We start from the raw sequence: 22,719 nt of genomic DNA, 5'->3' as shown, positions 1-22,719 counted from the left end.
TCGGTGGTCGAGCTTGTCGAGACCCCCACACCGGTCTCGGCAAGCTCGACCAACGAAGGAGCTCGACCGACGAAGGGCCTGATCATGCGCTACTGCTTCCAGCTCCAGGTCCGCCCCGACCGGATCGAGGACTACCGCGCCCGGCACGCCGCGGTGTGGCCCGAGATGCTCGACGCCCTGGCCGAGACCGGCTGGCGCAACTACTCGCTCTTCCTGCGTGACGACGGGCTGCTGATCGGCTACGTCGAGACCGACTCCCTGGCCGACGCGGTCGCCGGGATGGCCCGCACCGAGGTCAACGCCCGGTGGCAGGCCGAGATGGGCGAGTTCTTCGAGGAGCTCGACGGCGTCCCGCCCGACCAGGGGTTCCTGCTGCTGGAGGAGGTCTTCCACCTCGAGGACCAGCTCGCCCGGCACCCCGCCCCCACCCCCGATGGCCCCAGACGGCACCACCCGAGAAGTGATGTGAGATGACGACTTTCAACGAGATCGCCGGCCTCCTGGAGGCGCAGGCCATCGAGGTCCCCAGCTGGGCCTACGGCAACTCCGGGACCCGCTTCAAGGTCTTCGGCTCGCCCGGCACCCCGCGCACCGTCGAGGAGAAGATTGCCGACGCGGCCGCGGTCAACCGGTTCACCGGGCTCTCGCCGCTCGTCTCGCTGCACATCCCGTGGGACCTCGTCGACGACTTCGGCGCCCTGCGCCGCTACGCCGAGGACCTCGGCATCGGGCTGGGCACCATCAACAGCAACACCTTCCAGGACGACGACTACAAGCTCGGCGCCCTGACCCACACCGACCCCAAGATCCGGCAGAAGGCGATCGACCACCACTTCGAGTGCCTCGACGTCATGGACGCCACCGGGTCGCGCGACCTGAAGATCTGGCTGGCGGAGGGCTCCAACTACCCCGGCCAGGCCGACATGCGCGGCCGCCAGGACCGCCTCGCCGAGAGCCTGCGCACGATCTACGAGCGGCTCGGCGAGCACCAGCGACTGGTGCTGGAGTACAAGTTCTTCGAGCCGGCGTTCTACCACACCGACGTCCCGGACTGGGGCACGTCGTACGCCCATGTGGCCGCCCTCGGCGAGCGGGCGCTGGTCTGCCTCGACACGGGCCACCACGCGCCCGGCACCAACATCGAGTTCATCGTCGCCCAGCTGCTGCGGCTGGGGAAGCTCGGCTCCTTCGACTTCAACAGCCGCTTCTACGCCGACGACGACCTGATCGTCGGGGCGGCCGATCCCTTCCAGCTCTTCCGGATCCTCTTCGAGGTGATCCGCGGCGGCGGCTACGGGCCCGACTCGCCGGTGGCGTTCATGCTCGACCAGTGCCACAACATCGAGAAGAAGATCCCCGGCCAGATCCGCTCGGTGCTCAACGTCCAGGAGATGACCGCGCGGGCGCTGCTCGTCGACCGTGACGCGCTGACCGCGGCGCAGGAGGCCGGCGACGTGCTCACCGCCAACGAGGTCTTCATGGACGCCTTCTACACCGACGTACGCGCCGACCTCGCCGCGTGGCGCGAGGAGCGAGGCCTGCCGGGCAACCCGCTGCGGGCCTTCCTCGAGAGCGGCTACCAGGAACAGATCGAGACGGACCGCGTCGGCGGCACCCAGGCAGGATGGAACTGACAGATGTCCAAGACCGTGAACCCCGCTGCGGCCGAGCTGATCGCCCGCTCCAACCGGCTGGGCAGCGACCCGAGGAACACCAACTACGCCGGCGGCAACACCTCCGCCAAGGGCACCGAGACCGACCCGGTCACCGGTGAGCCCGTCGAGCTGCTGTGGGTGAAGGGCTCCGGGGGCGACCTCGGCACCCTCACCGAGTCCGGCCTCGCCGTGCTCCGGCTCGACCGGATGCGCGCGCTCGTCGACGTCTATCCCGGCGTCGACCGCGAGGACGAGATGGTCGCGGCCTTCGACTACTGCCTGCACGGCAAGGGCGGTGCCGCGCCGTCGATCGACACCGCGATGCACGGCCTCGTCGACGCCCCGCACGTCGACCACCTGCACCCCGACTCCGGCATCGCCATCGCGACGGCCGCCGAGGGCGAGGCGCTGACCAAGGAGATCTTCGGCGACCGCGTCGTGTGGGTGCCGTGGCGCCGGCCCGGCTTCCAGCTCGGCCTGGACATCGCCTCGATCAAGGAGGCCAACCCGCAGGCGGTCGGCTGCATCCTCGGCGGCCACGGCATCACGGCCTGGGGCGACACCAGCGACGAGGCCGAGGCCCACTCGCTGTGGATCATCGAGACGGCCGCGGCGTACATCGCCGAGCACAGCAAGCCCGAGCCCTTCGGCCCGCCGCTCGAGGGGTACGCCGCCCTCCCGGAGGCCGAGCGCCGCGCCAGGGCCGCGGCGATCGGCGCCACGATCCGCGGGATCGCCTCGCAGGACCGGCCGATGGTCGGCCACTTCACCGACTCCGACGTCGTCCTGGACTTTCTCGCCTCGAGCGAGCACCCGCGGCTGGCCGCGCTCGGCACGTCGTGCCCCGACCACTTCCTGCGCACCAAGGTGAAGCCGCTGGTCCTCGACCTGCCCGCCTCGGCCTCGGTCGAGGACACGGTCGCGCGGCTGCAAGAGCTCGCGGTGGCCTACCGCGAGGACTACCAGGGCTACTACGACCGCAACGCGGTCTCGACAGGCTCGACCACCGAAGGGGGGTCGACCACTGCATGGCCGGCGATCCGCGGTGCCGACCCGCTCATCGTGCTCGTGCCGGGCGTGGGGATGTTCTCCTACGGCAAGGACAAGCAGACCGCCCGCGTGGCGGGGGAGTTCTACACCAACGCGATCAACGTGATGCGCGGCGCCGAGGGGCTGTCGACGTACGCGCCCATCGACGAGGCGGAGAAGTTCCGCATCGAGTACTGGGCGCTGGAGGAGGCCAAGCTCCAGCGGATGCCCGCGCCCAAGCCGCTCGCCACGCGGATCGCGCTGGTCACCGGTGCGGCCGGCGGCATCGGCAAGGCCACCGCCAGGCGGCTCGCCGCCGAGGGTGCCTGCGTCGTGATCGCCGACCTGTCGCTGGAGAAGGCGCAGGCGGCGGCTGCCGAGATCGGCGGACCGGACGTGGCCGTCGGTGTCGCGGCCGACGTCAGCGACGAGGCGGCCGTGCAGGCGATGGTCGACGCGACCGTGCTCGCCTTCGGCGGCCTCGACCTCGTCGTCAACAACGCCGGGCTGTCGCTGTCCAAGTCCCTGATGGACACCACCGCGGCCGACTGGGACCTCCAGCACAACGTGATGGCCAAGGGCTCGTTCCTGGTCTCCAAGGCGGCGGCGCGGGTGCTGATCGACCAGCAGATGGGCGGCGACATCGTCTACATCTCCTCGAAGAACTCGATCTTCGCCGGCCCCAACAACATCGCCTACTCCGCCACCAAGGCCGACCAGGCCCACCAGGTCCGGCTGCTCGCGGCCGAGCTCGGCGAGCACGGCGTCAAGGTCAACGGCGTCAACCCCGACGGCGTCGTCCAGGGCTCCGGCATCTTCGCCAGCGGCTGGGGCGCCAACCGGGCCGCGGTCTACGGCGTGGAGGAGAAGGATCTCGGCAAGTTCTACGCCCAGCGCACGATCCTCAAGCGCGAGGTGCTGCCCGAGAACATCGCCAACGCCGTCTTCGCGCTGTGCGGCCCGGACATGACCCACACGACCGGCCTGCACATCCCCGTCGACGCAGGCGTGGCGGCAGCGTTCCTGCGATGAACCCCCACAACCGTCGGGTCGTCGCGGTCGACCTCGGTGCCACCTCCGGGAGGGTGATGGTGGCCGAGGTCGGCCCCGACACCCTGGAGCTCACCGAGGTCCACCGCTTCCCCAACGGCGCCGTCGAGGTGGGGGGCTCCCTGCACTGGGACGTCCTCGGCCTGCACCGCGAGATCCTCACGGGAGTGCGGGCCGCCGCTGCGGCCGGTCCGGTGCACGGCATCGGCATCGACTCGTGGGCCGTGGACTACGGGCTGCTGGACGAATCCCAACAATTGCTGGGGAATCCTCACTCCTACCGCGACTCCCGCACCGACGGTGTGGCCGCGCAGGTGCTCAACAAGGTCGACGCGACCGAGCTCTACGAGCGCACCGGCGTGCAGCAGCTGCCGTTCAACACGATCTACCAGCTGGTGGCCGCGGCCGGCACGCCCGCGCTCGAGCAGGCGGCGACGCTGCTGCTCCTGCCCGACCTGCTCGGCTTCTGGCTCACCGGTGAGGTCGGCGCCGAGCGCACCAACGCCTCCACCACCGGCTTGTACGACGTCCGCGCCCGCACCTGGGCGCCCGACCTGGCCGACCGGGTCGGCATCCCGTCGGCGATCCTGCCGCCGCTGCGGTCGGCCGGCGATGTGGTCGGCACCCTGCTGCCCGACGTGGCCGCCGAGGTCGGCCTCACGACCGGCGTGCCCGTCGTCGCGGTCGGCTCGCACGACACCGCCTCCGCGGTCGTCGCGGTGCCGGCGGGCGACGAGCCCTCGGCGTACATCTCCTCGGGGACGTGGTCCCTCGTCGGCCTCGAGCTCGACGAGCCCGTGCTGACCGAGGCCGCGCGCGCCGCGGACTTCACCAACGAGGGCGGCGTCGACGGCACCGTCCGCTTCCTCAAGAACGTCATGGGCCTGTGGGTGCTCTCGGAGTCGCTGCGCGCCTGGGGCGGCGTCGACCTGGCAGGCCTGCTGGCCGAGGCCGAGGCGGCCGAGCCGCTGCGCACGGTCGTCGACATCAACGACGTCTCGCTGCTGCCCCCGGGCACGGCGACCAGCAGCATGCCGACCCGGCTGGCCGCGCTGGCCCTCGCCGCGGGGGAGCCGGTGCCGGAGACCCCGGCGCAGGTCGCCCGCTGCATCCTCGACAGCCTCGCGCTGGCCTACCGCCGCCACGTCCGTGAGGCGGCGGCCCTGGCGGGCGTGCCTATCCAGGTCGTGCACGTGGTCGGTGGTGGCTCGCGCAACGCGTTCCTCTGCCGGCTGACCGCCGACGCCTGCGGGCTGCCGGTGCTCGCCGGACCCGCCGAGGCCTCGGCGCTGGGCAACGTGCTGGTCCAGGCGCGCACCCTCGGCGTCGACCTGCCCGACCTCGCCGCGATGCGCGCGCTGGTCCGATCCACCCACGAGCTCGTCCGCTACGAACCCCGCAGCGGACTCGACTGGGACGCCGCGGAGTCGCGCGCGTTCCCGCACCATGATGGAGTCATCGCATGAAGCGGCAGCTGCCCAAGCGACGCGACCTGGCGCCCCTGCTCACGTTCAAAAAGCCGACCCTCTCGCCACGGGAGCGGCGGCTCGCCTCCGCGCTGACGATCGAGGACCTGCGACGGATCGCCAAGCGGCGTACGCCCAAGCCGGCCTTCGACTACACCGACGGCGCCGCCGACGGCGAGGTGTCGCTGGCCCGGGCGCGGGAGGCCTTCGCCGACGTGCAGTTCAACCCGGCGATCCTGCGCGACGTCTCGCACGTCGACACCTCGCGCGACGTGCTGGGGGCGCCGAGCGCGCTGCCCTTCGGCATCGCGCCGACCGGCTTCACGCGGATGATGCAGGCCGAGGGCGAGATCGCCGGCGCGACCGCGGCCGGCGCCGCGGGCATCCCGTTCTCCCTGTCCACGATGGGCACCACGTCGATCGAGGACGTCGCGGCCGCCAATCCCGACGGCCGCAACTGGTTCCAGCTCTACATGTGGAAGGACCGCGACCGCTCGATGGCGCTGGTCGACCGGGCGGCCAAGGCGGGCTACGACACGCTCCTCGTGACCGTCGACGTGCCCGTCGCGGGCGCCCGGCTGCGCGACGTACGCAACGGCATGACGATCCCGCCCACCCTGACCCCGCGCACGGTCGCCAACGCGATCCCGCGGCCGGCCTGGTGGATCAACTTCCTCACCACCGAGCCGCTGGCCTTCGCCTCGCTCGACTCGTGGTCGGGCACCGTGGCGGACCTGCTGGACACGATGTTCGACCCGACGGTGACCTACGAGGACCTCGCCTGGATCCGCGACCAGTGGCCCGGCAAGGTCTCGGTCAAGGGCGTGCAGACCGTCGCCGACGCCCGCCGCCTCGCCGACGCCGGCGTCGACGCGATCGTGCTGTCCAACCACGGCGGCCGCCAGCTCGACCGCGCGCCCATCCCCTTCCACCTGCTGCCGCAGGTGGTCAAGGAGGTGGGCAGCGACCTCGAGGTCCACCTCGACACCGGGATCATGTCCGGCCAGGACATCGTCGCCGCGGTCGCGCACGGGGCGCACTTCACCCTGATCGGCCGGGCCTACCTCTACGGGCTGATGGCCGGCGGCCGTCCCGGCGTCGACCGGGCGATCGAGATCCTCCGCGGCCAGGTCGAGCGGACCATGAGGCTGCTCGGCGTCAGCACCCTCGACGAGCTCGAGCCGGGCCACGTCACGCAGCTGGCCCGGCTCGGCCCGCGGCCGCTCTAGGCGTCCATCAGCCGGGAGCGGACCAGGAACCGCACGCCGTACGGCGCCTCCAGCGAGAAGCCCGCGCCGCGGCCGGGGACCACGTCGATGGTGAGGTGGGTGTGCGACCAGTACTCGTGCTGGGACGCCGACATCCACACGGGCACCGCCCGGTCCAGCCCGACATCCAGTGAGCCGAGGTGCACGTCCGCGTCGCCGGTCAGGAAGTCGCCGTCGGGGTAGCACATCGGCGCCGACCCGTCGCAGCAGCCGCCGGACTGGTGGAACATGACCGGCCCGTGGGCCTCGGTGAGGCAGCGGACGAGCGCCGCCGCCTCACCGGTGATGTCGACGCGCTGACTCACGTCGCGCACCTGACTGGGTTTCGACACGCTCCGTCGCGACCTCGCAAGCTCGGTCGCGGTCGCTGCTCAACCACCATCGATCGCATCGACTTCGTCGCCGCGATCACTCAGAAGAACCCGAGTGCGTCGGGTGAGTAGGACACCAGCAGGTTCTTGGTCTGCTGGTAGTGGTCGAGCATCATCTTGTGCGTCTCGCGGCCGATGCCGGACTGCTTGTAGCCGCCGAACGCCGCGTGCGCGGGGTAGGCGTGGTAGCAGTTCGTCCAGACCCGGCCGGCCTTGATCTCGCGGCCGGCGCGGAAGGCCTGCGACCCGTCGCGCGACCAGACGCCGGCGCCGAGGCCGTAGAGGGTGTCGTTGGCGATCTTGAGCGCGTCGGCCTCGTCGTCGAAGGACGTCAGCGACACGACCGGCCCGAAGATCTCGTCCTGGAAGATCCGCATCGAGTTGTCGCCCTCGAAGATCGTCGGCTGCACGTAGTAGCCGTCGGCCAGGTCGCCCTCGAGCACGGTCCGCTCGCCGCCGGTGAGGATCTTCGCTCCCTCCTGCTTGCCGATGTCGATGTAGGACAGGATCTTCTCGAGCTGGTCGTTGGAGGCCTGGGCGCCGATCATCGTGGCGTCGTCGAGCGGGTTGCCCTGGATGATCTTCTCCACGCGGGTCACGGCGTCGCCGACGAACTCCGGGTACATCGACCGCTGCACCAGCGCCCGCGACGGGCACGTGCAGACCTCGCCCTGGTTGAGCGCGAACATCGCGAAGCCCTCGAGGGCCTTGTCGTAGAACGCGTCCCGCTCGGCGGCGACGGAGTCGAAGAAGATGTTCGGGCTCTTGCCGCCGAGCTCGAGGGTCACCGGGATGATGTTCTGGCTGGCGTACTGCATGATCAGCCGCCCGGTCGTGGTCTCGCCGGTGAAGGCGACCTTGGCGACGCGCGAGGACGACGCGAGCGGCTTGCCCGCCTCCACGCCGAAGCCGTTGACGACGTTGAGCACACCGGCGGGCAGCAGGTCGCCGATCAGCTCCATCACCTTGAGGATCGACCACGGGGTCTGCTCGGCCGGCTTGAGCACGACGCAGTTGCCGGCGGCGAGCGCGGGCGCGAGCTTCCACACGGCCATCAGGATCGGGAAGTTCCACGGGATGATCTGGCCGACGACGCCGAGCGGCTCGTGGAAGTGGTAGGCCATCGTGTCGCCGTCGACCTCGCCGATGCTGCCCTCCTGGGCGCGCAGGCAGCCGGCGAAGTAGCGGAAGTGGTCCACGGCCAGCGGCAGGTCGGCGGCCAGGGTCTCGCGGACCGGCTTGCCGTTCTCCCAGGTCTCGGCGACCGCCAGCATCGGGAGGTTCGCCTCCAGCCGGTCCGCGATCGCCAGCAGGATGTTCGAGCGCGTGGTGGTCGACGTACGACCCCACGAGGGGAAGGCGGCGTGCGCGGCGTCGAGGGCGGCCTCGATGTCCTCGGCGGTGCCACGTGCGATCTCGGTGAACGGCTTGCCGTTGACGGGCGAGATGTTCTCGAACCAGTCGCTCTTGATCGGCTCGACCCACTCGCCACCGATGTAGTGGCCGTAGCGGCTCTGGAGGGTGACGAGCGAGTCGGGCTGTCCGGGCGGTGCGTAGACGGTCATCGGGTGCTCCTGTGGTCGCGAGTGGTGACGAGGGTCACAACGCTAGGAAGCGGCACGTTGCGCGGACGTTGCGCGACGTGTGGCGACCTACAGGAGCTCGCGGTCCAGGCGCGCGATCTGGCCGTCGACCAGCGGCCGCAGCGGGGAGGTCGGCGCTACGACCGCGCGCTGAGCCTGCCACATGTCGTAGTCGTCGCGACCCCAGGCCGAGCGCGTCCACGCCGACATCAGGTCGGGCTCGCGGCTGGCCAGCAGGGCATGGCGGAGGGAGCCCTCCAGCTCGTCGCGGAGGCGTACGACGCCGGGGGCCGTCGAGCGCGGCAGCAGCGGGCCGCAGTAGGTGCGCATCGCCGCGCGCAGGTCGCCCGCCGCCAGCTGGGCCTCGACGGCCAGCCAGTCACCCGTCAGGCCGGCGGCGAGCCGGTAGGGCCGGGACGCGAGCAGCTCCTCACCGAGGAGGTGGCGCAGCCGGTTGAGCTCGGCGCGCAGCGTCGAGGAGGCGCCGTCGTCCTCGTAGAGGAGCACGGCCAGCTCGTCGCCCGACAGCCCGCGCGGCGCGGCCGCGAGGAGCAGCAGGATCTCGCTGTGCCGTGGCGTCAGCCGGACGGTGCGCACCTGGCCGCGGCCGTCGTCGACGGTGAGCAGCGACTCGGTCCGGCCCAGCGACTCCAGCAGGACGCGTACGCCGTGGGGTGACCCGGTCCGCGGACCGGGAGTCGTCAGCACCTCACGGGCGAGCTCGGCCTCGGCCAGCCGGGCGGCCGCCCGCACCATCGCCATGGTCTGGGGGACCACCACCCGGTCGCCGCCGGTGACGTCGAGGACGCCCAGCAGCTGCGCCGTACGCGGGTCGTGGATCGGCGTCGCCGCACAGCTCCACGGCTGGACGCTGGCGCGGAAGTGCTCGGCGCGGGTGATCGTGACGGGCTGGTCGAGCGCGAGCGCGAGACCGGGCGCGTTGGTGCCGGCGAGCCGCTCGTCCCAGTTGCTGCCTTCGACGAAGCCGATCTTCTCGGCCTCGCGCAGCGTCGCCGGCGTCCCGCAGACCCACAGCAGGTGGCCGGCCGCGTCGGAGATCGCCATCATCGCGTCGCAGTCGCGCACCGCTTGGCCGAGGACGTCGTCGAGCAGCGGGAAGACCCGGGCCAGCGGGTGCGCCTCACGGAGGTCGCGGAGCTCGTCGGTGGCCAGGATGACGGGGGCGTCGACCCGGTCGGTGGACACGCCGGCAGCCGCCGATCGCTGCCACGACTCGGCCACCTCGGCTCGCATGCCGCGACGGGTCATGAGGTCAGTAGACATGGCCGGGCCGCACCTCGTGAATGGTTCCGTGTGATGGACGTCTCCCGGGCAGGGTCGCCCGCCGGAGGTTGCAACAACGTTGCATCGCCCCACCCGGGCGGGTCCGCAGCCCGATTTCACCCGCCGGGAGTGCTCCGGTAATCTCTCCCGCGGTGGCGTGTCCGAGCGGCCGAAGGTGCATCACTCGAAATGATGTGTGGGGTCAAACCCACCGTGGGTTCAAATCCCACCGCCACCGCCATGTGACGAGGACCGGATCCCGACGGGGTCCGGTCCTCGTGTCATCTCCGCCGCGCGCGGACGACGACGTCGTGCAGGGTGGCCGCGCCGCTGCCGCGGTCGGTGAGCGTGCGGATGTGCTCCCCGGCGGTCACGACCTCCCACCGGTCGGCGTCGAGCAGGGCGGCGACGCGCTCGGCCGTGGCGGTGGCCTCCGTGGGCGGCTGGTGCCCGTGTCCGTGGCCGTGGCCGGCCTCGGCGGACGCCAGGTGCCCGACGACCAGCAGCGTGCCGCCGGGGGCGACCCACTCCGCGATCCGCGCGTAGAACGCGAGCTGCGGGATCGCCGGGTGGGCGTAGTGGGTGGTGACGAGGTCGTACGCCGTGTCCGGCTCCCAAGTCCCCAGGTCGGCCTCGACCCAGTCGATCCCCGCACCGGTGTCGCCCGCCCGCGCCGCCGCGCGGGCGAGCACCTCGGCGGAGATGTCGGCGGCGGTGACCCGCCAGCCCTGCCCGGCCAGCCAGACCGCCTCGGCGCCCTCGCCGCAGCCGGCGTCCAGGGCGGTGCCCGGCGCCAGGTCCGCGGTCTCGGCGACCAGCCACGGGTTGGGCGGGATCGCGCCGCCCGACCCGGCCTCCTGCCAGTGCTTCTCCCAGTACGCCCTGTCGAACTCGTGCGTCATGCGCCCAGCCTGCCAGCCGGGGGCGAGGCGCTACCCGGCGTACACGTCGCTGCCGAAGCCGGTGGCGTTCTGGGCGTAGCCCAGCGGCGCCAGGCCGAACGTGTCCTCGATGGTGCGCAGCAGGCCGTAGTGGTTGTACGCCGTGTCGTTGGTCGAGCCGGGCGTGATGAACGGCGAGACCAGCACCGCGCCGGTGCGGCCGCCGCCCATGCCGTAGATGCCGGGCATCGGGGAGTTGGGGCCGGGGCCCTCGCCGCAGCACGCGTCGGCGCCGGACGGGCTCCCGGTGTCGGCCTCGTCGAAGGTGACGACCAGCAGGCCGTCCTGCTGGTAGGCCGGGGAGGCGAGGATCCGCGGGATCCAGGTGCGCAGCCACTGGTCGGCCGTGGCCAGGCCGCCCGGGCGGCCGTCGACGCAGGGGCTGTCGTGGCCGTCGTTGCAGAGGTTGGGCGTGATGTAGGTCAGGTTGGCGGTCGTCGCGGTCGAGGCCAGGTCGCCCTGGAGCTGCCCGAGGTCCACGTCGTTCTGCGCGCAGGACGGCGAGGACGTGATGCTCTTGAAGTAGACGAAGGGGTTGTGGCGGGCGGCGTACTGGTCGCCGACCTTGGCCTTCTGGGTGTCGTCGGCCGCGTTGGCGGCGGGGTGCCGGCAGGGCGTCCCCATGTCCTCCATGTAGCCGCGCCAGGTCAGCCCGGCCGCCGTCAGCTGGTCGGCCACGGTCGTGACGTTGCTGGGGTAGACGCAGCCCTGGCCGACGGCCTGGCCCGGCGCCACCGTCGCCGTCTGCACGAAGTCGGAGTAGGTCTGGCAGTCGCCCTGGGTCTGCGGGTTGGGCCCCTGGCCGCTGATCTGGGCGAGGTAGTTGGGCAGGCTGTTGTGCGCGGTGCCGTAGTAGTGGGTGAGCAGCTGGCCCTGGCTGCGCAGCTCCGAGCTGATGTAGGGCGCGGGCGAGCCGGGCCCGAACGTCTGGTCGTAGCCCTTGTTCTCCAGGTTGACCACGAAGACGTGGCCGACGGGCGGGTTGGCGGCGGCGGCCTCGGCCGGTGGCGTGCCCCCGGTGAGGTGGCCCGCGACGACCAGGGCGGGCGCCGCCAGGGCGATGGCGGCGAGGACGGTGCGGCTCGAGAAACGCATCGGTTGGGTGCTCCTGTGCTCGGACTGATCCCCCCGATCGCGGGGACCGTTCCCCGGAGGGACGGGTCCCAAACGACCCCCACGACGCGGGCGCCGGTTGTGGACGGGGGCTGGTCGGTGACCGGCGGGGCCGACAGACTGCGGCGGTGACCGAGGACGAATTCCGGCCCGGCTTCCACTTCACGCCGGCCCGCCACTGGATGAACGACCCCAACGGGCTGGTCCACCACGACGGCACCTGGCACCTGTTCTTCCAGCACAACCCCGAGGCCAACGAGTTCGGGCACGTCAGCTGGGGGCACGCCTCGAGCCCCGACCTCGTGCACTGGACCGAGCACTCGGTGGCCCTGCGCGCCAGCGAGTCCGAGCTCATCTACTCCGGCTCGGCCGTCCTCGACGCGCACGACACCTCGGGCCTCGGTGACGGCACGGCGCCGCCCCTCGTGGCCGTCTTCACCAGCGTGTACGCCGACCGGCAGGCGCAGTCGCTCGCGCACAGCCTCGACGGCGGCGCGACCTGGACGCCGTACGCAGCCAACCCGGTGCTCGACCGTGGGTCGACGGAGTTCCGTGACCCGAAGGTGTTCTGGCACGCGACCGGACCCGACGAGGGCCACTGGGTGATGGTCGCGGTCGAGGCCGACCAGCGACTGGTGCTGCTGCACCGCTCCGACGACCTGCGGCACTGGACGCTGCTCAGCACCTTCGGCCCCGGCACTGGTCCGGAGGACTTCTGGGAGTGCCCCGACCTGTTCGCCCTGCCGGTCAACGGCGACCCGGCCGACCGACGGTGGGTGCTGGTCGTCAGCGTCAACCCAGGCGGGGTGGCCGGCGGGTCCGGGACCAGGTGGTTCCTCGGCGACTTCGACGGGACGACCTTCACCGCCGCCGACACCGCTGCGGACGCCGTGGACGCGCCGGTCCGCGAGCGTCGCTGGCTCGACTGGGGCCACGACCACTACGCGGCCGTCAGCTACGACAACGCCCCCGACGGCCGGCGGGTCATGATCGGCTGGATGGGCAACTGGGCCTACGCCCACGACATGCCCACCACGCCCTGGCGCGGCGCCATGGCCCTGCCGCGCGAGCTGTCGCTGCGCACGGTCGAGGGCGTCGTCACCCTGGTCCAACGGCCGGTCGCCGAGCTCGCCGTCCTCGAGGGCACGTCGACCGCGTGGGCGCCGTACGACCTCGTGGGGGAGCGGGTGCTGCCCGGGGGAGAGCGCTACCGGCTCGACGTGACGTTCGAGCACGGGGACGCCCACGACTTCGGGCTCGACGTGTGCGTCGGCCCGGGCGCGGCGACCCGGCTCCGCTACGACCCGGCCGCCGGGCTGCTCTCCCTGGACCGGACGGCATCCGGCGAGACCGCGTTCAGCCCGGCCTTCGCCGCCGTCGACTCGGCGCCCGTCGCCCTCGCCGACGGCCGGCTGCGCCTGGAGGTCTGGGTCGACCGGTGCTCGGTCGAGGTCTTCGCGCAGGGCGGCACCGCCTGCCTGACCCAGCTGGTGCTGCCCGACGCCGCGGCCACCGCGCTGGCGTGCGTGTCGACCGGAGGGATCACGCGCGTCGTCGAGCTCTCGCACACCCCGCTCGCCCGCGCCCGCTGACCGGCGCGCCCCGGCGGTTGGTGTGGAATGGCCTCACCAGACCCCAACCCAGCGAGGCGGAGCCCGTGTTCCTGTACGAGTTCGAGGGCAAGCGCCCCACGGTTCATCCCGACGCGTTCGTGGCCCCCACCGCCACCCTGATCGGCGACGTGACCGTCGAGCAGGGCGCCAGCGTCTGGTACGGCGCGGTCATCCGCGCCGACATCTGCACGATCGTGATCCGTGAGGGGTCGAACATCCAGGACAACTCCGTGCTGCACGCGGCCCCCGGCGAGACCCTCGTCGTCGGGCCGGACGCGACCGTCGGACACGGCTGCGTCGTGCACTGTGCCGAGGTCGGCGAGAAGGCCCTGGTCGGCAACGGCAGCACACTGCTCGACCACGCGAAGATCGGCGCCGGCTCGCTGGTCGCCGCCGGGTCCGTCGTGACGCCGGGCGCCGAGATCCCGCCGGGGGTCGTCGCGGCGGGCATCCCCTGCAAGCCGACCAAGCCGATCGAGGGCACGTCCTCGGAGTTCTGGGTGGAGACCAACCCGCCGTACTACCAGGAGCTCGCCAAGCGCCACGCGGCGTCGTTGGCCGACTAGCCTTGGGGCCTCGCTCCCACACGTCTCGGAGAACTCCGTGCTGCCCACCACCCGCGGCCGGCGACGCCTCGCCGCGCTGACGCTCGTCCTGCTCCCGACGGCGCTGCTCACGCCGCTCGTGCCGTTCGCGGCCGACGCCAGCGCCCCCGTGGTGACCGGCCAGTCCGCGCCGGCCACCGACGACCCCGGCGACGACCCGACCAACAACACCCAGGGCGACCTGCAGCTGGTGACGTCGTCGCTGCCGTCGTTCAAGGCCGGCCAGGAGGGCTGGGTCAGCCTGATCTGGACCGCCGGCACGGACATGTGCGACATCCGGGTCACCACGAAGTCCAAGACGGTCGGGGTCACCTACCCGACCAACACGGGCGGCTTCTCCTCGATGTACATCAACAGTGCGCTGGCCGAGGGCAACTCCGACTACACCGCGTTCAAGCTGACCGCGCCGGCGACTGCGGGTCCGCAGGAGATCGAGTTCGAGGCGACCTACACCCGCCTCAAGGACTCGGCCACCCTCAAGAAGGCCGACAACCTCGTCGTCAAGAACGTCACCGACTGCTCGGGCAACTCCGGCAAGGTCAAGCAGACGATCTCGCTGCCCGTCACCGCAGCGAGCGGCCCGGCCGTCACCCTGGCCACTCCTTCGCTGTCGCTGCGCGCGGGCGGCCCGACCTGGGTCTCGATCGGCTTCACCGGCAACGCACCCGGGCTCGACAACTTCCGGGTCACGCTGACGCCGCCGGCCGGCTTCGAGGTCGTCTACCCCGGCGACGGGTCGTCGAGCGGCCTCGCGCAGGGGACCCGGCTCGGCGTCGGCGCGACCGACGCCGCCGGCGTACGCCTCGACCCGCTGGTCACGCCCGCCGGCACCTACTCCGTCCCCGTGAAGGCGACGTGGGACGGCGGCAGCTTCACCGGCACGATCTCGGTGACGGTGACCCGATGAGGCGCGGCCTGATCCTCGCTGCCGCGCTGTTCGCCCTGACGGCCTGCGGGGGCGGTGGCGATGGTGGCGCCGCAGCGCCCACGAGCGCCGACGAGCAGGCCTTCCTGGACGCCACGGCCAAGCATCTCTGCACGGTGCAGTCGACGGTGTACGACGACGCAGCCGAGCTCTCCGCGGCGTACGACGCGGCGCCGGACGTGCCGGGCGTCCCCGCCGCCACGGTGTCCACCCTGGCCAAGCGCCTCACCACCGATCCGGCGTTCTCCCAGCGGCTGCTGCAGGAGGTCAGGACGACCTGCGGCTGAGCCGGACCGCGACCCCCGGGGACGAGCGCCAGCGCCACCGCCGTCTGCAGGCTGGGCCGCCGCGGATGGCCGGATCAGGGCCCAAGGTCCCGGGGTCCGGGTGCGGTTCGTCCGCTCGTGCCTACGCTGGCCCGGTGACCGTCCACGTCGAACGTTCAGGCCCCGTCACCACCGTCGTCCTCGACCGGCCGCACGCCCGCAACGCGGTCGACGGCCCGACCGCGACCGCCCTCGCCGAGGCGTTCCGCGCCTTCGACGCCGACGCGACCCAGTCGGTCGCCGTCCTCACGGGCGCGGCGGGCACGTTCTGCGCCGGCGCCGACCTGAAGGCCGTCGGCACGCCCGAGGGCAACCAGGTGACCCCCGACGGCGACGGCCCGATGGGGCCGACCCGGATGCGGCTCTCCAAGCCGGTGATCGCGGCGATCGAGGGGCACGCGGTCGCCGGCGGCCTCGAGCTGGCCGCCTGGTGCGACCTCCGGGTCGCCGCGGAGGACGCCGTGCTCGGGGTCTTCTGCCGGCGCTGGGGGGTCCCGCTCATCGACGGCGGCACGTTCCGGCTGCCCCGGCTGATCGGCCACAGCCACGCGATGGACCTGATCCTCACCGGCCGCCCGGTCGACGCCGCCGAGGCGCTCGCCATGGGCCTGGTCAACCGGGTCGTCCCCTCCGGCACGGCGCTCGCCGCGGCCCAGGACCTGGCCCGGCAGCTCGCCGCGTTCCCCCAGGAGTGCCTGCGCCAGGACCGGCTCAGCGCGCTGGAGTCCGAGGGGCTGACCGAGGAGCGGGCGATCGTCGTCGAGCACGACCACGGCGTCACCTCGCTGCGGGCCGGCGCGCTCGACGGGGCCGCCCGGTTCGCGTCGGGTGAGGGACGGCACGGGGCGTTCTGAGCGGACTGCGCCGACCCCGCCCGGACCGCACGCCCTACGCTGCACGGGTGACCTGGTTCTCCTCACCGACAGACGCCGCGACCCGCCTGGGCGAGCACGGCTACCTGGCCGATCCGGCCACCGCGACGACGGCGTACCTCGCGGGCGCCCTCGAGAAGCCGCTCCTCGTGGAGGGCCCGGCCGGCGTCGGCAAGACCGAGCTGGCCAAGGCGGTGGCGCGCGCGACGGGCGCGGACCTGGTGCGGCTGCAGTGCTACGAGGGTCTCGACGAGGCCCGCGCGCTCTACGAGTGGAACTACAAGAAGCAGCTGCTCCGCATCCAGGCCAGCCAGGGTGACGGGCAGTCGTGGTCGGAGACCCACGACGACATCTTCACCGACGAGTTCCTGCTGACCCGGCCGCTGCTGACCGCGATCCGCCGCGAGGAGCAGACGGTGCTGCTCATCGACGAGGTCGACAAGACCGACGTCGAGGTCGAGGGGTTGCTGCTCGAGGTGCTCTCGGACTTCCAGGTGACCATCCCCGAGCTCGGCACGGTCGAGGCCGTACGCCGCCCCTTCGTGGTGCTCACCTCCAACGCGACCCGTGAGCTGTCCGAGGCCGTGAAGCGTCGCTGCCTCTACCTGCACCTGGACTACCCCGACGCCGAGCGCGAGCGCGAGATCGTCACCTCCCAGGTGCCGGGTCTGGAGGACAAGATCGCCGAGCAGCTGGTCGCCACGATCGGCCGGCTCCGCGAGCTGGAGCTGAAGAAGGCGCCCTCGATCGCGGAGTCCGTCGACTGGGCCCGCACGCTGATCGCGCTCGAGATCCGCGACCTCGACGAGAAGGCGATCTCCGACACCCTCGGCGTCGTCCTCAAGCACGCCTCCGACCAGGACCGTGCGGTCCGCGAGCTCAAGCTGCGCTCCTGATGGACAGCGGGCTGGTCGACCGGCACATCGCCTTCCTCGAGGCGCTGCGCGGGGCCGGCCTGCCCGTGTCGCTGGCCGAGGACATCGACGCGTTCGCGGCGCTCGGCGTGCTGCCGTGGGACGAGCGGGCCACCGTCCGCGAGGCGTACGCCGCCACGCTGGTCAAGAAGCACGCCCAGCGACCCACCTTCGACGCCCTCTTCGACCTCTACTTCCCGCGGATGGTCGGCGAGGGTGCCCGGGCAGCGGAGGACACCGGCGACGACAGCGACCCCGGTGTCCGCGACAACGCGCAGGCCCTCCGCGACTTCCAGGAGCGGCTGGCCGAGGCGCTCGCCGACGACGACCGGGAGCGGCTCCAGCAGCTGGCCGCCGAGATGGTCGGCCGGTTCGGCGCGATGCCGGGTCGCGGGCCGGGCCTGTCGTCGTGGTCGGCGTACACCGCCCTCCAGCGGGTCTCCCCGGCCGAGCTCACCGACCGGATCGTGCAGGGGCTGCTCGCCGAGGGCCGGGTCGACGACGAGGCCGCGCGGGTCGCCGGCCGCCGGGTCGGCAGCTTCACCCGGATGGTCGAGGACGACGCCCGCCGCCGGATCGCGGAGGAGAAGGGGCCCGACCACGTCGCCAACGTCGCCGTCCGCCCCTCCATCGACCGGCTCGACTTCACCGCCGCCCGCAAGGCCGACCTGGAGGAGATGCGCCGCGAGATCTACCCGCTCGCGCGCCGGCTCGCGACCCGCCTCACCCAGGAGCACCACGCCCGCCGCCGCGGACCGCTCGACTTCCGGCGTACGGTCCGGGCCTCCATCTCCACCGGCGGCGTCCCCCTGACCACGCACCACAAGCCCAAGCGCCCGCACCGCACCGAGCTCGTCGTGCTGTGCGACGTGAGCGGGTCGGTGGCCAACTTCGCGCAGTTCACGCTGCTGCTGGTCTTCGCGCTGCGCGACCAGTTCCAGAAGGTGCGCGCGTTCACGTTCATCGACCACGTCCACGAGGTCACCGAGCACTTCAAGCCGGGTGCCGACGTCGTCGACGTGATGACCGACCTGGCGGCCAGCACCGCCCACGCGGCGCTGTGGGGGCGCACCAACTACGGCCGGGCGTTCGCGAAGTTCCAGGAGAACCACGCCGACGCCCTCGGCCCCAAGACCTCGCTGCTCATCCTCGGCGACGCGCGCTCGAACTACAGCGACCTGAACGCCGCCACCCTGCGCGAGATGGCCGACCAGTGCCGGCACGCCTGGTGGCTCAACCCCGAGCACACCCGCCACTGGGACACCGGCGACTCAGCCGCCGGCACCTACGCCGAGATCGTCCGGATGGTCGAGTGCCGCAACCTCACCCAGCTCGGCGAGCTGGTCCACAACATCCTGTAGGGGCGGGCTCAGCCCGCGAGGTAGCCCAGCTCCTGCAGCCGCCCGATCTCGGCCCGTAGCTCGGGGTGCGCCGCCCGGTCGGCGGCGCGTCCGCCGGCCACGTAGCTCGGCGCGCCCACCGACGGCCCACCGTCGAAGACGACGGTCAGCCGGTGGGGTGCGGCGGCGTTGACGAGCGAGCCGAGGACGGCGACGGGGTCGGCGCGGTCCTCCAGTGACAGCACCCGTGTGGTCTCCGGGATGCGGGGCACCTGTGCGGAGGGGGCGCCTGCGGTGACGACCTGCTCGATCACGAACGCGTCCGAGGGCTCGGCGGCCGCGAGCTCGGCGGCGAGCGCGCCGCCCTGCGCCGACCCGACCAGCATCACCCGCGCCGCCGGGTCGCCGTCGGTGGCCGACTCCAGCGCACGCACCACCTGGGCGGCGTACGACGCGTGGTCGCCGCTGACGAGCCGCAACCGGCGCGGGGACCCGCCGTGGGGGCCGGGGAGGTAGGCGATGTAGCGACTCCCGGACACCTTCTGCACGGACACACCGGACTCGGTGCCGGCGAGGGTGGCCATCAGGTCCTCGAGCGAGGCGGGCGCGGATGAGGAGGACGGGTCGGCCGCGGGGTCCGACGCCGGGGGCTCGACCAGCGCGCCCGCGACGTCCCGGAGCGCGGCGCCCGGGTCGGGCACGAACGTGACGATGCCGGCGGCCCGGAGTCCGGCTCGCGCGGCCAGCCGCCCGGACTCGCCGTGCAGCACGGCCGTGGTCAGCAGCGAGCGCATCTGCAGGCCGTCGAGCAGCCCGCCGCCACCGCTGGTGACGTGGTCCATCAGCTCGGGGTTGTTCTCGGCCAGCTCGCCGAGATAGGAAGCGACCCCGTCGCGGTCCAGCGCGTCGGTCTCGATCAGGCCGGCGGACACGATCGCCCCGCCGAGCGCGACGCCCGGCGCGAGGTAGCCGACCGCACGCCCGGCGATCGAGCCGAGCGTCTTGTAGGCGGCGTCCTGGAGCTCGTCGATCCACCGGTAGGTCAGCACGGTCGCACGCACGATCAGCGCATCGGCGTCCAGCTCGACCGACCGTGACAGCAGGCCGTGGCGACCGGTCGTCGCGGCGCGTACGTCGCCCTCCGCCTGCGCCCACGTCGGCCGCGACAGCTCCGCGGAGTCGGCCACGTCCGGGTCGGCGAGGACCTCGGCGCCGAGCTTCGCCCGGGCGCGCATCTCGTCGCCGGACGCCTCGAACAGGTCGGCCAGGCGCAGCATCCGGTCGTACTTGTCGTCGAGGTCGTCGAGCACCGTGGTGCCGGTGCGCTCGCTCATGCGGTCACCTCCGCGAGGACCGGGGCCAGTTCGGACGCGAGGTCGAAGGGCTCGACCCGGCGCAGGTCGACGCGGTGCACGCCGTCGACGGTGTGGGGGTGCAGGGCGCGCCAGCCGTCGGCGAGCAGCACCCACGAGACGACGCCGACGACGGTCGTGTCGGAGCCCGAGACGTCGGCGACCAGTGCGCGCAGCCGGCCACGGTGCTCCGTGATCAGGGCCGCCAGCGCGGTGGCGACGTCACCGTCGGCGTACGGCGTGCCGGTGGCGTCGAGCGTCTCGCCGGCGTGCTGGGAGACGAGCACCGGCAGCAGGTCGGAGCGCCCGGAGCGGACCGCCTCGACGGCGGCGTCGGCGAGCTCGAACGGCAGGTCCAGGGCGGCCGGGACGGCCGAGTCGTGCAGCGCCAGGTCCTCGGGGACGGCCGCGACCCGGGCCAGCTCGTGCGGCCACTGGCCGGTGGCGAACCACGCGAGCTCGAAGACGATCCCGTCGACGGTGGCGAGCGTCGCCACGGCGCCGCCGGCCTGCCGGTGCCAGGCCTTGGCCTGCACCCCGGCGACCGCGACGTCCAGGTCGAGGGCGACCTCGGGCGTGGCCAGGAGTCCGACGGCGCCGAGCAGGCCCTCGTCCACCGCACCGTCGGGGGTGCACAGCCCGCGGCGCACCAGCGTGGTGTCCGGGTCGTGCAGGGAGTCGAGCGCGTCGGCGTACGCCTCGTCCTCGATCGATCCCGGTCCGCGGCCGAGGCGACCGTCGAGCGGGTTGTCGCCCATGGGCGCGGTCGGGGCAGTCGGGTCGAAGGGCAGCGGCGCGCCGCCGGCCCGCTCCGCGACGAGCCGGAGCTCGGGCAGCGTCAGGGCCACCCGGCGGGGCAGCGCCTCGAGGAGCCCGGGGGTCGGGGGAGGTGGGGTGCCGAGGTCGATGGTCGGCATCAGCGCGCTCCCTCGGCGTCGACGGTCACGGCCAGCCAGTCCCGGTGGCCCGAGGGTGGCGGGACGAAGCCGCCGGAGCCCGTGTCCTCGAGCCGGGTCGCCCTGCGCTCGGTGTCGGCGATGGCGTCCTTGAGCCGATCGACCTCGTGCAGGTGCCGCTCGAGGGAGTCGGCGGCGGTGTCGTGGTGGGCGGCCGCCTCCCGGAGCCGGGCGGCTCGGTCGCGCACCCGCTCCCGCATGGCGTCGGCGGCCCGTCCGGTCCAGCCGATCGACTCGGTCTGCGCGACCAGCTGGTCGGCCGTCGAGCGGATGTCGGCGCCCTGTTCCCGCAGCTGGCTGGCGCGACGACGCATCACGTCGGAATCCCCGTACATCTCTTCACAACCTTTCCGAGACACCGGCCCCTTGCCCGCTCCACCGGCCGGCGAAACACGGCGTCCGCAATGCGGCCGCCGTAACCGACGGCCCGGGCAGGTCGTTGCCCAGCCATGCCCCCCGCCCTCGCCCGCGCGTCCGCACCGGTCGTCGCCCTGGTCGTCGCCCTCCTCCTCGCCGGCATCTGGGGGGCGTCCCCCGCCGGCGCCACCGAGCTCCAGCACAAGGGCCCCGACGTACGCCGGATGGTGTTCGTCGGCAACAACTGGGACGGCACCGCCGACATCGTCGACCCGGGGACGTTCGAGAAGGTCGGCCGGATCAACGTCATCCCGGACAAGGACGCCCGGATGCAGGAGATCGCCACCAACCCCGACCGGATGGCCTACTTCCTGGCCATCCGCGAGGAGATCGGCGAGGGGAACGACCAGTTCGTGGACGATCTCTACTCCTCCAACGACGGCCGGCTGCTGATCGCGTCGCGCCCGTCGTTCGCGGACGTGGTCGCGATCAGCCTGGAGACCAAGCAGATCGTGTGGCGCTTCGCCGTCGACGGCTACCGCTCGGACCACATGGCGATCTCGCCCGACGGCACGCGGGTCGTGGTCAGCGCCTCGACCGCCAACGTCGTGCACGTCCTCGACGTCGCCACCGGGCAGCAGGTCGGCCAGTTCCCCTCCGGCGGCTCGCCGCACGAGTCGGTCTTCATCGACGGCGGCACCAAGATCCTGCACGCCAGCATCGGCATGGTCTACAGCCCGCTCGACGACCCGGCGCTGGACCCGAGCAAGCAGGAGCGGGTGCTGGAGATCGTGGACGCGTCGACCTACAAGGTGCTGCGGAAGTTCGACCTCCGCAAGGCCCTCGACGAGCGCGGCATGACCAAGACGTCGACCGCCGTGCGCCCGATGACGCTCTCGCCGGACGACAAGACGTTCTACTTCCAGGTGTCGTTCTTCCACGGGTTCCTGGTGATGGACCGGGCCAGCGGCAAGATCACGCGGGTCAAGCACCTGCCCAACCTGGTGCCGAACACCCCGCGCGAGCAGTACCTCCTCGACTCCGCCCACCACGGCATCGCGATGAACCCCGAGGGCACCAAGATCTGTGTCGCCGGCACGATGTCGGACTACGCGACCGTCGTGGACGCCCGGACCTTCAAGACCGGCAAGCTGCTCAAGAACGGGCTCAAGCCCTACTGGGTCACCCCCAGCTGGGACGGCACCTACTGCTACATCTCGTGGAGCGGCTCGGACAAGATCTCCCGGATCTCCTACGCCACCGGCCGGGTCGTCAGCAGCGTGAAGGTCGGCGACCACCCGCAGCGGGTCCGCAACGCGTTCGTCGCCAAGGACCTGGTCGACAAGCTGTAGCCGCAGCCCCGCTGGTTGTGGAGCGAGCGCCAGCGCCCTTCGCTGGTTGAGGAGCGAGCGCCAGCGAGCGTCTCGAAACCCGGTGAGCCGGGAGTCGGTCCGGTGTCGGAGGTGTGGCTCGTGCCGGGGTGTGTGCGCCGGCGCGGGTGGCCTGGCCGGCCGCATGCGCGGGCGCCCTGGTCTGGTGACTGGGCTGAAGGTGCTGTGTGCGCAGGATCATCATTTCGGGGCGCTCGGTGATGATCCTGCGCACTCTTGGGGGCGGAATCGCCGGTTGACCGGCGATTCCGCCCCCACCGATCCGGCTGGCCCGAATGCACGGCCCGCCACCACCGACACCCGGACCC

At 72.4% G+C, this 22,719-nt stretch carries 21 protein-coding genes and 1 tRNA gene; 14 read left to right on the top strand and 8 right to left on the bottom strand.

Features of this window, described 5'->3' with window-relative positions:
• The first annotated feature begins 3 nt into the window (after positions 1–3).
• Genes EJF31_RS09415 through EJF31_RS09395 form a run of 5 tightly spaced genes read left to right on the top strand, consistent with a single transcriptional unit; the run spans position 4 to position 6,429 of the window.
• Positions 4–474, top strand: coding sequence for an L-rhamnose mutarotase (locus EJF31_RS09415; RefSeq protein ID WP_260430735.1), 471 nt, complete (start codon positions 4–6; stop codon positions 472–474).
• A complete protein-coding gene (gene rhaI / locus EJF31_RS09410; RefSeq protein WP_125036807.1) occupies positions 471–1,634 on the top strand; it encodes an L-rhamnose isomerase in 1,164 nt (387 codons plus the stop codon). Before EJF31_RS09415 ends, rhaI begins: the two co-directional genes overlap by 4 nt.
• Positions 1,635–1,637: 3 nt before the next feature.
• Positions 1,638–3,716: a bifunctional aldolase/short-chain dehydrogenase gene (locus tag EJF31_RS09405; RefSeq protein ID WP_125036806.1), complete on the top strand. Its 2,079-nt coding sequence runs from the start codon at positions 1,638–1,640 to the stop codon at positions 3,714–3,716.
• Positions 3,713–5,200, top strand: coding sequence for a rhamnulokinase family protein (locus tag EJF31_RS09400; RefSeq protein WP_125036805.1), 1,488 nt, complete (start codon positions 3,713–3,715; stop codon positions 5,198–5,200). The genes EJF31_RS09405 and EJF31_RS09400 overlap by 4 nt, the downstream gene beginning before the upstream one ends.
• Positions 5,197–6,429, top strand: coding sequence for an alpha-hydroxy acid oxidase (locus EJF31_RS09395; RefSeq protein WP_125036804.1), 1,233 nt, complete (start codon positions 5,197–5,199; stop codon positions 6,427–6,429). The genes EJF31_RS09400 and EJF31_RS09395 overlap by 4 nt, the downstream gene beginning before the upstream one ends.
• On the opposite strand, the gene EJF31_RS09390 is transcribed toward EJF31_RS09395, so the two are convergent.
• From EJF31_RS09390 to EJF31_RS09380, 3 genes are all read right to left on the bottom strand, one after another.
• Entirely contained in the window at positions 6,426–6,773 is a 348-nt protein-coding gene (locus tag EJF31_RS09390; RefSeq protein ID WP_221767512.1) for a DUF779 domain-containing protein, read from the bottom strand. The two genes, EJF31_RS09395 and EJF31_RS09390, sit on opposite strands and share 4 nt — an antisense overlap.
• A 107-nt stretch (positions 6,774–6,880) precedes the next feature.
• Positions 6,881–8,404, bottom strand: a complete 1,524-nt coding sequence (locus EJF31_RS09385; RefSeq protein WP_125036803.1) for an aldehyde dehydrogenase family protein — start codon at positions 8,402–8,404, stop codon at positions 6,881–6,883.
• Between the two features lie 87 nt (positions 8,405–8,491).
• On the bottom strand, positions 8,492–9,706 hold the full coding sequence (locus EJF31_RS09380; RefSeq protein WP_125036802.1) for a helix-turn-helix domain-containing protein: 1,215 nt from the start codon (positions 9,704–9,706) through the stop codon (positions 8,492–8,494).
• Positions 9,707–9,857: 151 nt separating this feature from the next.
• Between EJF31_RS09380 and EJF31_RS09375 the strand changes: the two genes are divergently transcribed.
• A tRNA-Ser gene (locus EJF31_RS09375) sits at positions 9,858–9,947 on the top strand.
• 40 nt (positions 9,948–9,987) lie between these two features.
• On the opposite strand, the gene EJF31_RS09370 is transcribed toward EJF31_RS09375, so the two are convergent.
• Together EJF31_RS09370 and EJF31_RS09365 are read right to left on the bottom strand one after the other, a co-directional pair.
• A complete protein-coding gene (locus EJF31_RS09370) occupies positions 9,988–10,608 on the bottom strand; it encodes a bifunctional 2-polyprenyl-6-hydroxyphenol methylase/3-demethylubiquinol 3-O-methyltransferase UbiG (RefSeq protein ID WP_125036801.1) in 621 nt (206 codons plus the stop codon).
• A gap of 30 nt (positions 10,609–10,638) precedes the next feature.
• The gene (locus EJF31_RS09365) at positions 10,639–11,742 is read right to left on the bottom strand and encodes an alkaline phosphatase family protein (RefSeq protein WP_125036800.1); all 1,104 of its coding nucleotides are present in this window, start codon (positions 11,740–11,742) and stop codon (positions 10,639–10,641) included.
• A 146-nt stretch (positions 11,743–11,888) separates the two neighbouring features.
• Here EJF31_RS09365 and EJF31_RS09360 point away from each other — a divergent pair, with 146 nt between their 5' ends.
• From EJF31_RS09360 to EJF31_RS09330, 7 genes are all read left to right on the top strand, one after another.
• Positions 11,889–13,352 (top strand): glycoside hydrolase family 32 protein, encoded by a 1,464-nt coding sequence (locus EJF31_RS09360; RefSeq protein WP_221767511.1) that lies wholly within the window; start codon positions 11,889–11,891, stop codon positions 13,350–13,352.
• Between the two features lie 65 nt (positions 13,353–13,417).
• Positions 13,418–13,939: a gamma carbonic anhydrase family protein gene (locus tag EJF31_RS09355; RefSeq protein ID WP_125036799.1), complete on the top strand. Its 522-nt coding sequence runs from the start codon at positions 13,418–13,420 to the stop codon at positions 13,937–13,939.
• A 37-nt stretch (positions 13,940–13,976) separates the two neighbouring features.
• The gene (locus tag EJF31_RS09350) at positions 13,977–14,885 is read left to right on the top strand and encodes a hypothetical protein (RefSeq protein ID WP_125036798.1); all 909 of its coding nucleotides are present in this window, start codon (positions 13,977–13,979) and stop codon (positions 14,883–14,885) included.
• Positions 14,882–15,190 (top strand): hypothetical protein, encoded by a 309-nt coding sequence (locus EJF31_RS09345; protein ID WP_125036797.1) that lies wholly within the window; start codon positions 14,882–14,884, stop codon positions 15,188–15,190. The genes EJF31_RS09350 and EJF31_RS09345 overlap by 4 nt, the downstream gene beginning before the upstream one ends.
• Before the next feature lie 134 nt (positions 15,191–15,324).
• Positions 15,325–16,083, top strand: coding sequence for a crotonase/enoyl-CoA hydratase family protein (locus EJF31_RS09340; RefSeq protein ID WP_185736183.1), 759 nt, complete (start codon positions 15,325–15,327; stop codon positions 16,081–16,083).
• Positions 16,084–16,130: 47 nt separating this feature from the next.
• Positions 16,131–16,997, top strand: coding sequence for a MoxR family ATPase (locus EJF31_RS09335; RefSeq protein ID WP_185736182.1), 867 nt, complete (start codon positions 16,131–16,133; stop codon positions 16,995–16,997).
• Positions 16,997–18,376, top strand: a complete 1,380-nt coding sequence (locus tag EJF31_RS09330; protein ID WP_125036794.1) for a VWA domain-containing protein — start codon at positions 16,997–16,999, stop codon at positions 18,374–18,376. The genes EJF31_RS09335 and EJF31_RS09330 overlap by 1 nt, the downstream gene beginning before the upstream one ends.
• An 8-nt stretch (positions 18,377–18,384) precedes the next feature.
• Here EJF31_RS09330 and EJF31_RS09325 read toward each other — a convergent pair whose 3' ends face one another.
• Genes EJF31_RS09325 through EJF31_RS09315 form a run of 3 tightly spaced genes read right to left on the bottom strand, consistent with a single transcriptional unit; the run spans position 18,385 to position 20,998 of the window.
• Entirely contained in the window at positions 18,385–19,689 is a 1,305-nt protein-coding gene (locus EJF31_RS09325; protein WP_125036793.1) for a hypothetical protein, read from the bottom strand.
• Positions 19,686–20,624, bottom strand: a complete 939-nt coding sequence (locus tag EJF31_RS09320; RefSeq protein WP_125036792.1) for a hypothetical protein — start codon at positions 20,622–20,624, stop codon at positions 19,686–19,688. Before EJF31_RS09320 ends, EJF31_RS09325 begins: the two co-directional genes overlap by 4 nt.
• A complete protein-coding gene (locus EJF31_RS09315) occupies positions 20,624–20,998 on the bottom strand; it encodes a putative T7SS-secreted protein (protein WP_125036791.1) in 375 nt (124 codons plus the stop codon). Before EJF31_RS09315 ends, EJF31_RS09320 begins: the two co-directional genes overlap by 1 nt.
• A 114-nt stretch (positions 20,999–21,112) precedes the next feature.
• Here EJF31_RS09315 and EJF31_RS09310 point away from each other — a divergent pair, with 114 nt between their 5' ends.
• On the top strand, positions 21,113–22,372 hold the full coding sequence (locus EJF31_RS09310; protein ID WP_125036790.1) for a YncE family protein: 1,260 nt from the start codon (positions 21,113–21,115) through the stop codon (positions 22,370–22,372).
• Positions 22,373–22,719: the final 347 nt, after the last annotated feature.

The sequence above is a fragment of the Nocardioides sp. LS1 genome, from assembly GCF_003865225.1.
GTDB classification, from domain to species: domain Bacteria; phylum Actinomycetota; class Actinomycetes; order Propionibacteriales; family Nocardioidaceae; genus Nocardioides; species Nocardioides ginsengisegetis.
This window is presented reverse-complemented; position numbering and strand designations above follow the sequence as displayed.

What these genes read in the sequence shown, in the direction of transcription:
- rhaI (WP_125036807.1), top strand. Translation starts at nt 471, where the DNA reads ATGACGACTTTCAACGAGATCGCCGGCCTCCTGGAGGCGCAGGCCATC.
- EJF31_RS09405 (WP_125036806.1), top strand. Translation starts at nt 1,638, where the DNA reads ATGTCCAAGACCGTGAACCCCGCTGCGGCCGAGCTGATCGCCCGCTCC.
- EJF31_RS09400 (WP_125036805.1), top strand. Translation starts at nt 3,713, where the DNA reads ATGAACCCCCACAACCGTCGGGTCGTCGCGGTCGACCTCGGTGCCACC.
- EJF31_RS09395 (WP_125036804.1), top strand. Translation starts at nt 5,197, where the DNA reads ATGAAGCGGCAGCTGCCCAAGCGACGCGACCTGGCGCCCCTGCTCACG.
- EJF31_RS09385 (WP_125036803.1), bottom strand. Translation starts at nt 8,404, where the DNA reads ATGACCGTCTACGCACCGCCCGGACAGCCCGACTCGCTCGTCACCCTC.
- EJF31_RS09380 (WP_125036802.1), bottom strand. Translation starts at nt 9,706, where the DNA reads ATGTCTACTGACCTCATGACCCGTCGCGGCATGCGAGCCGAGGTGGCC.
- EJF31_RS09370 (WP_125036801.1), bottom strand. Translation starts at nt 10,608, where the DNA reads ATGACGCACGAGTTCGACAGGGCGTACTGGGAGAAGCACTGGCAGGAG.
- EJF31_RS09365 (WP_125036800.1), bottom strand. Translation starts at nt 11,742, where the DNA reads ATGCGTTTCTCGAGCCGCACCGTCCTCGCCGCCATCGCCCTGGCGGCG.
- EJF31_RS09345 (WP_125036797.1), top strand. Translation starts at nt 14,882, where the DNA reads ATGAGGCGCGGCCTGATCCTCGCTGCCGCGCTGTTCGCCCTGACGGCC.
- EJF31_RS09330 (WP_125036794.1), top strand. Translation starts at nt 16,997, where the DNA reads ATGGACAGCGGGCTGGTCGACCGGCACATCGCCTTCCTCGAGGCGCTG.
- EJF31_RS09325 (WP_125036793.1), bottom strand. Translation starts at nt 19,689, where the DNA reads ATGAGCGAGCGCACCGGCACCACGGTGCTCGACGACCTCGACGACAAG.
- EJF31_RS09320 (WP_125036792.1), bottom strand. Translation starts at nt 20,624, where the DNA reads ATGCCGACCATCGACCTCGGCACCCCACCTCCCCCGACCCCCGGGCTC.
- EJF31_RS09315 (WP_125036791.1), bottom strand. Translation starts at nt 20,998, where the DNA reads ATGTACGGGGATTCCGACGTGATGCGTCGTCGCGCCAGCCAGCTGCGG.
- EJF31_RS09310 (WP_125036790.1), top strand. Translation starts at nt 21,113, where the DNA reads ATGCCCCCCGCCCTCGCCCGCGCGTCCGCACCGGTCGTCGCCCTGGTC.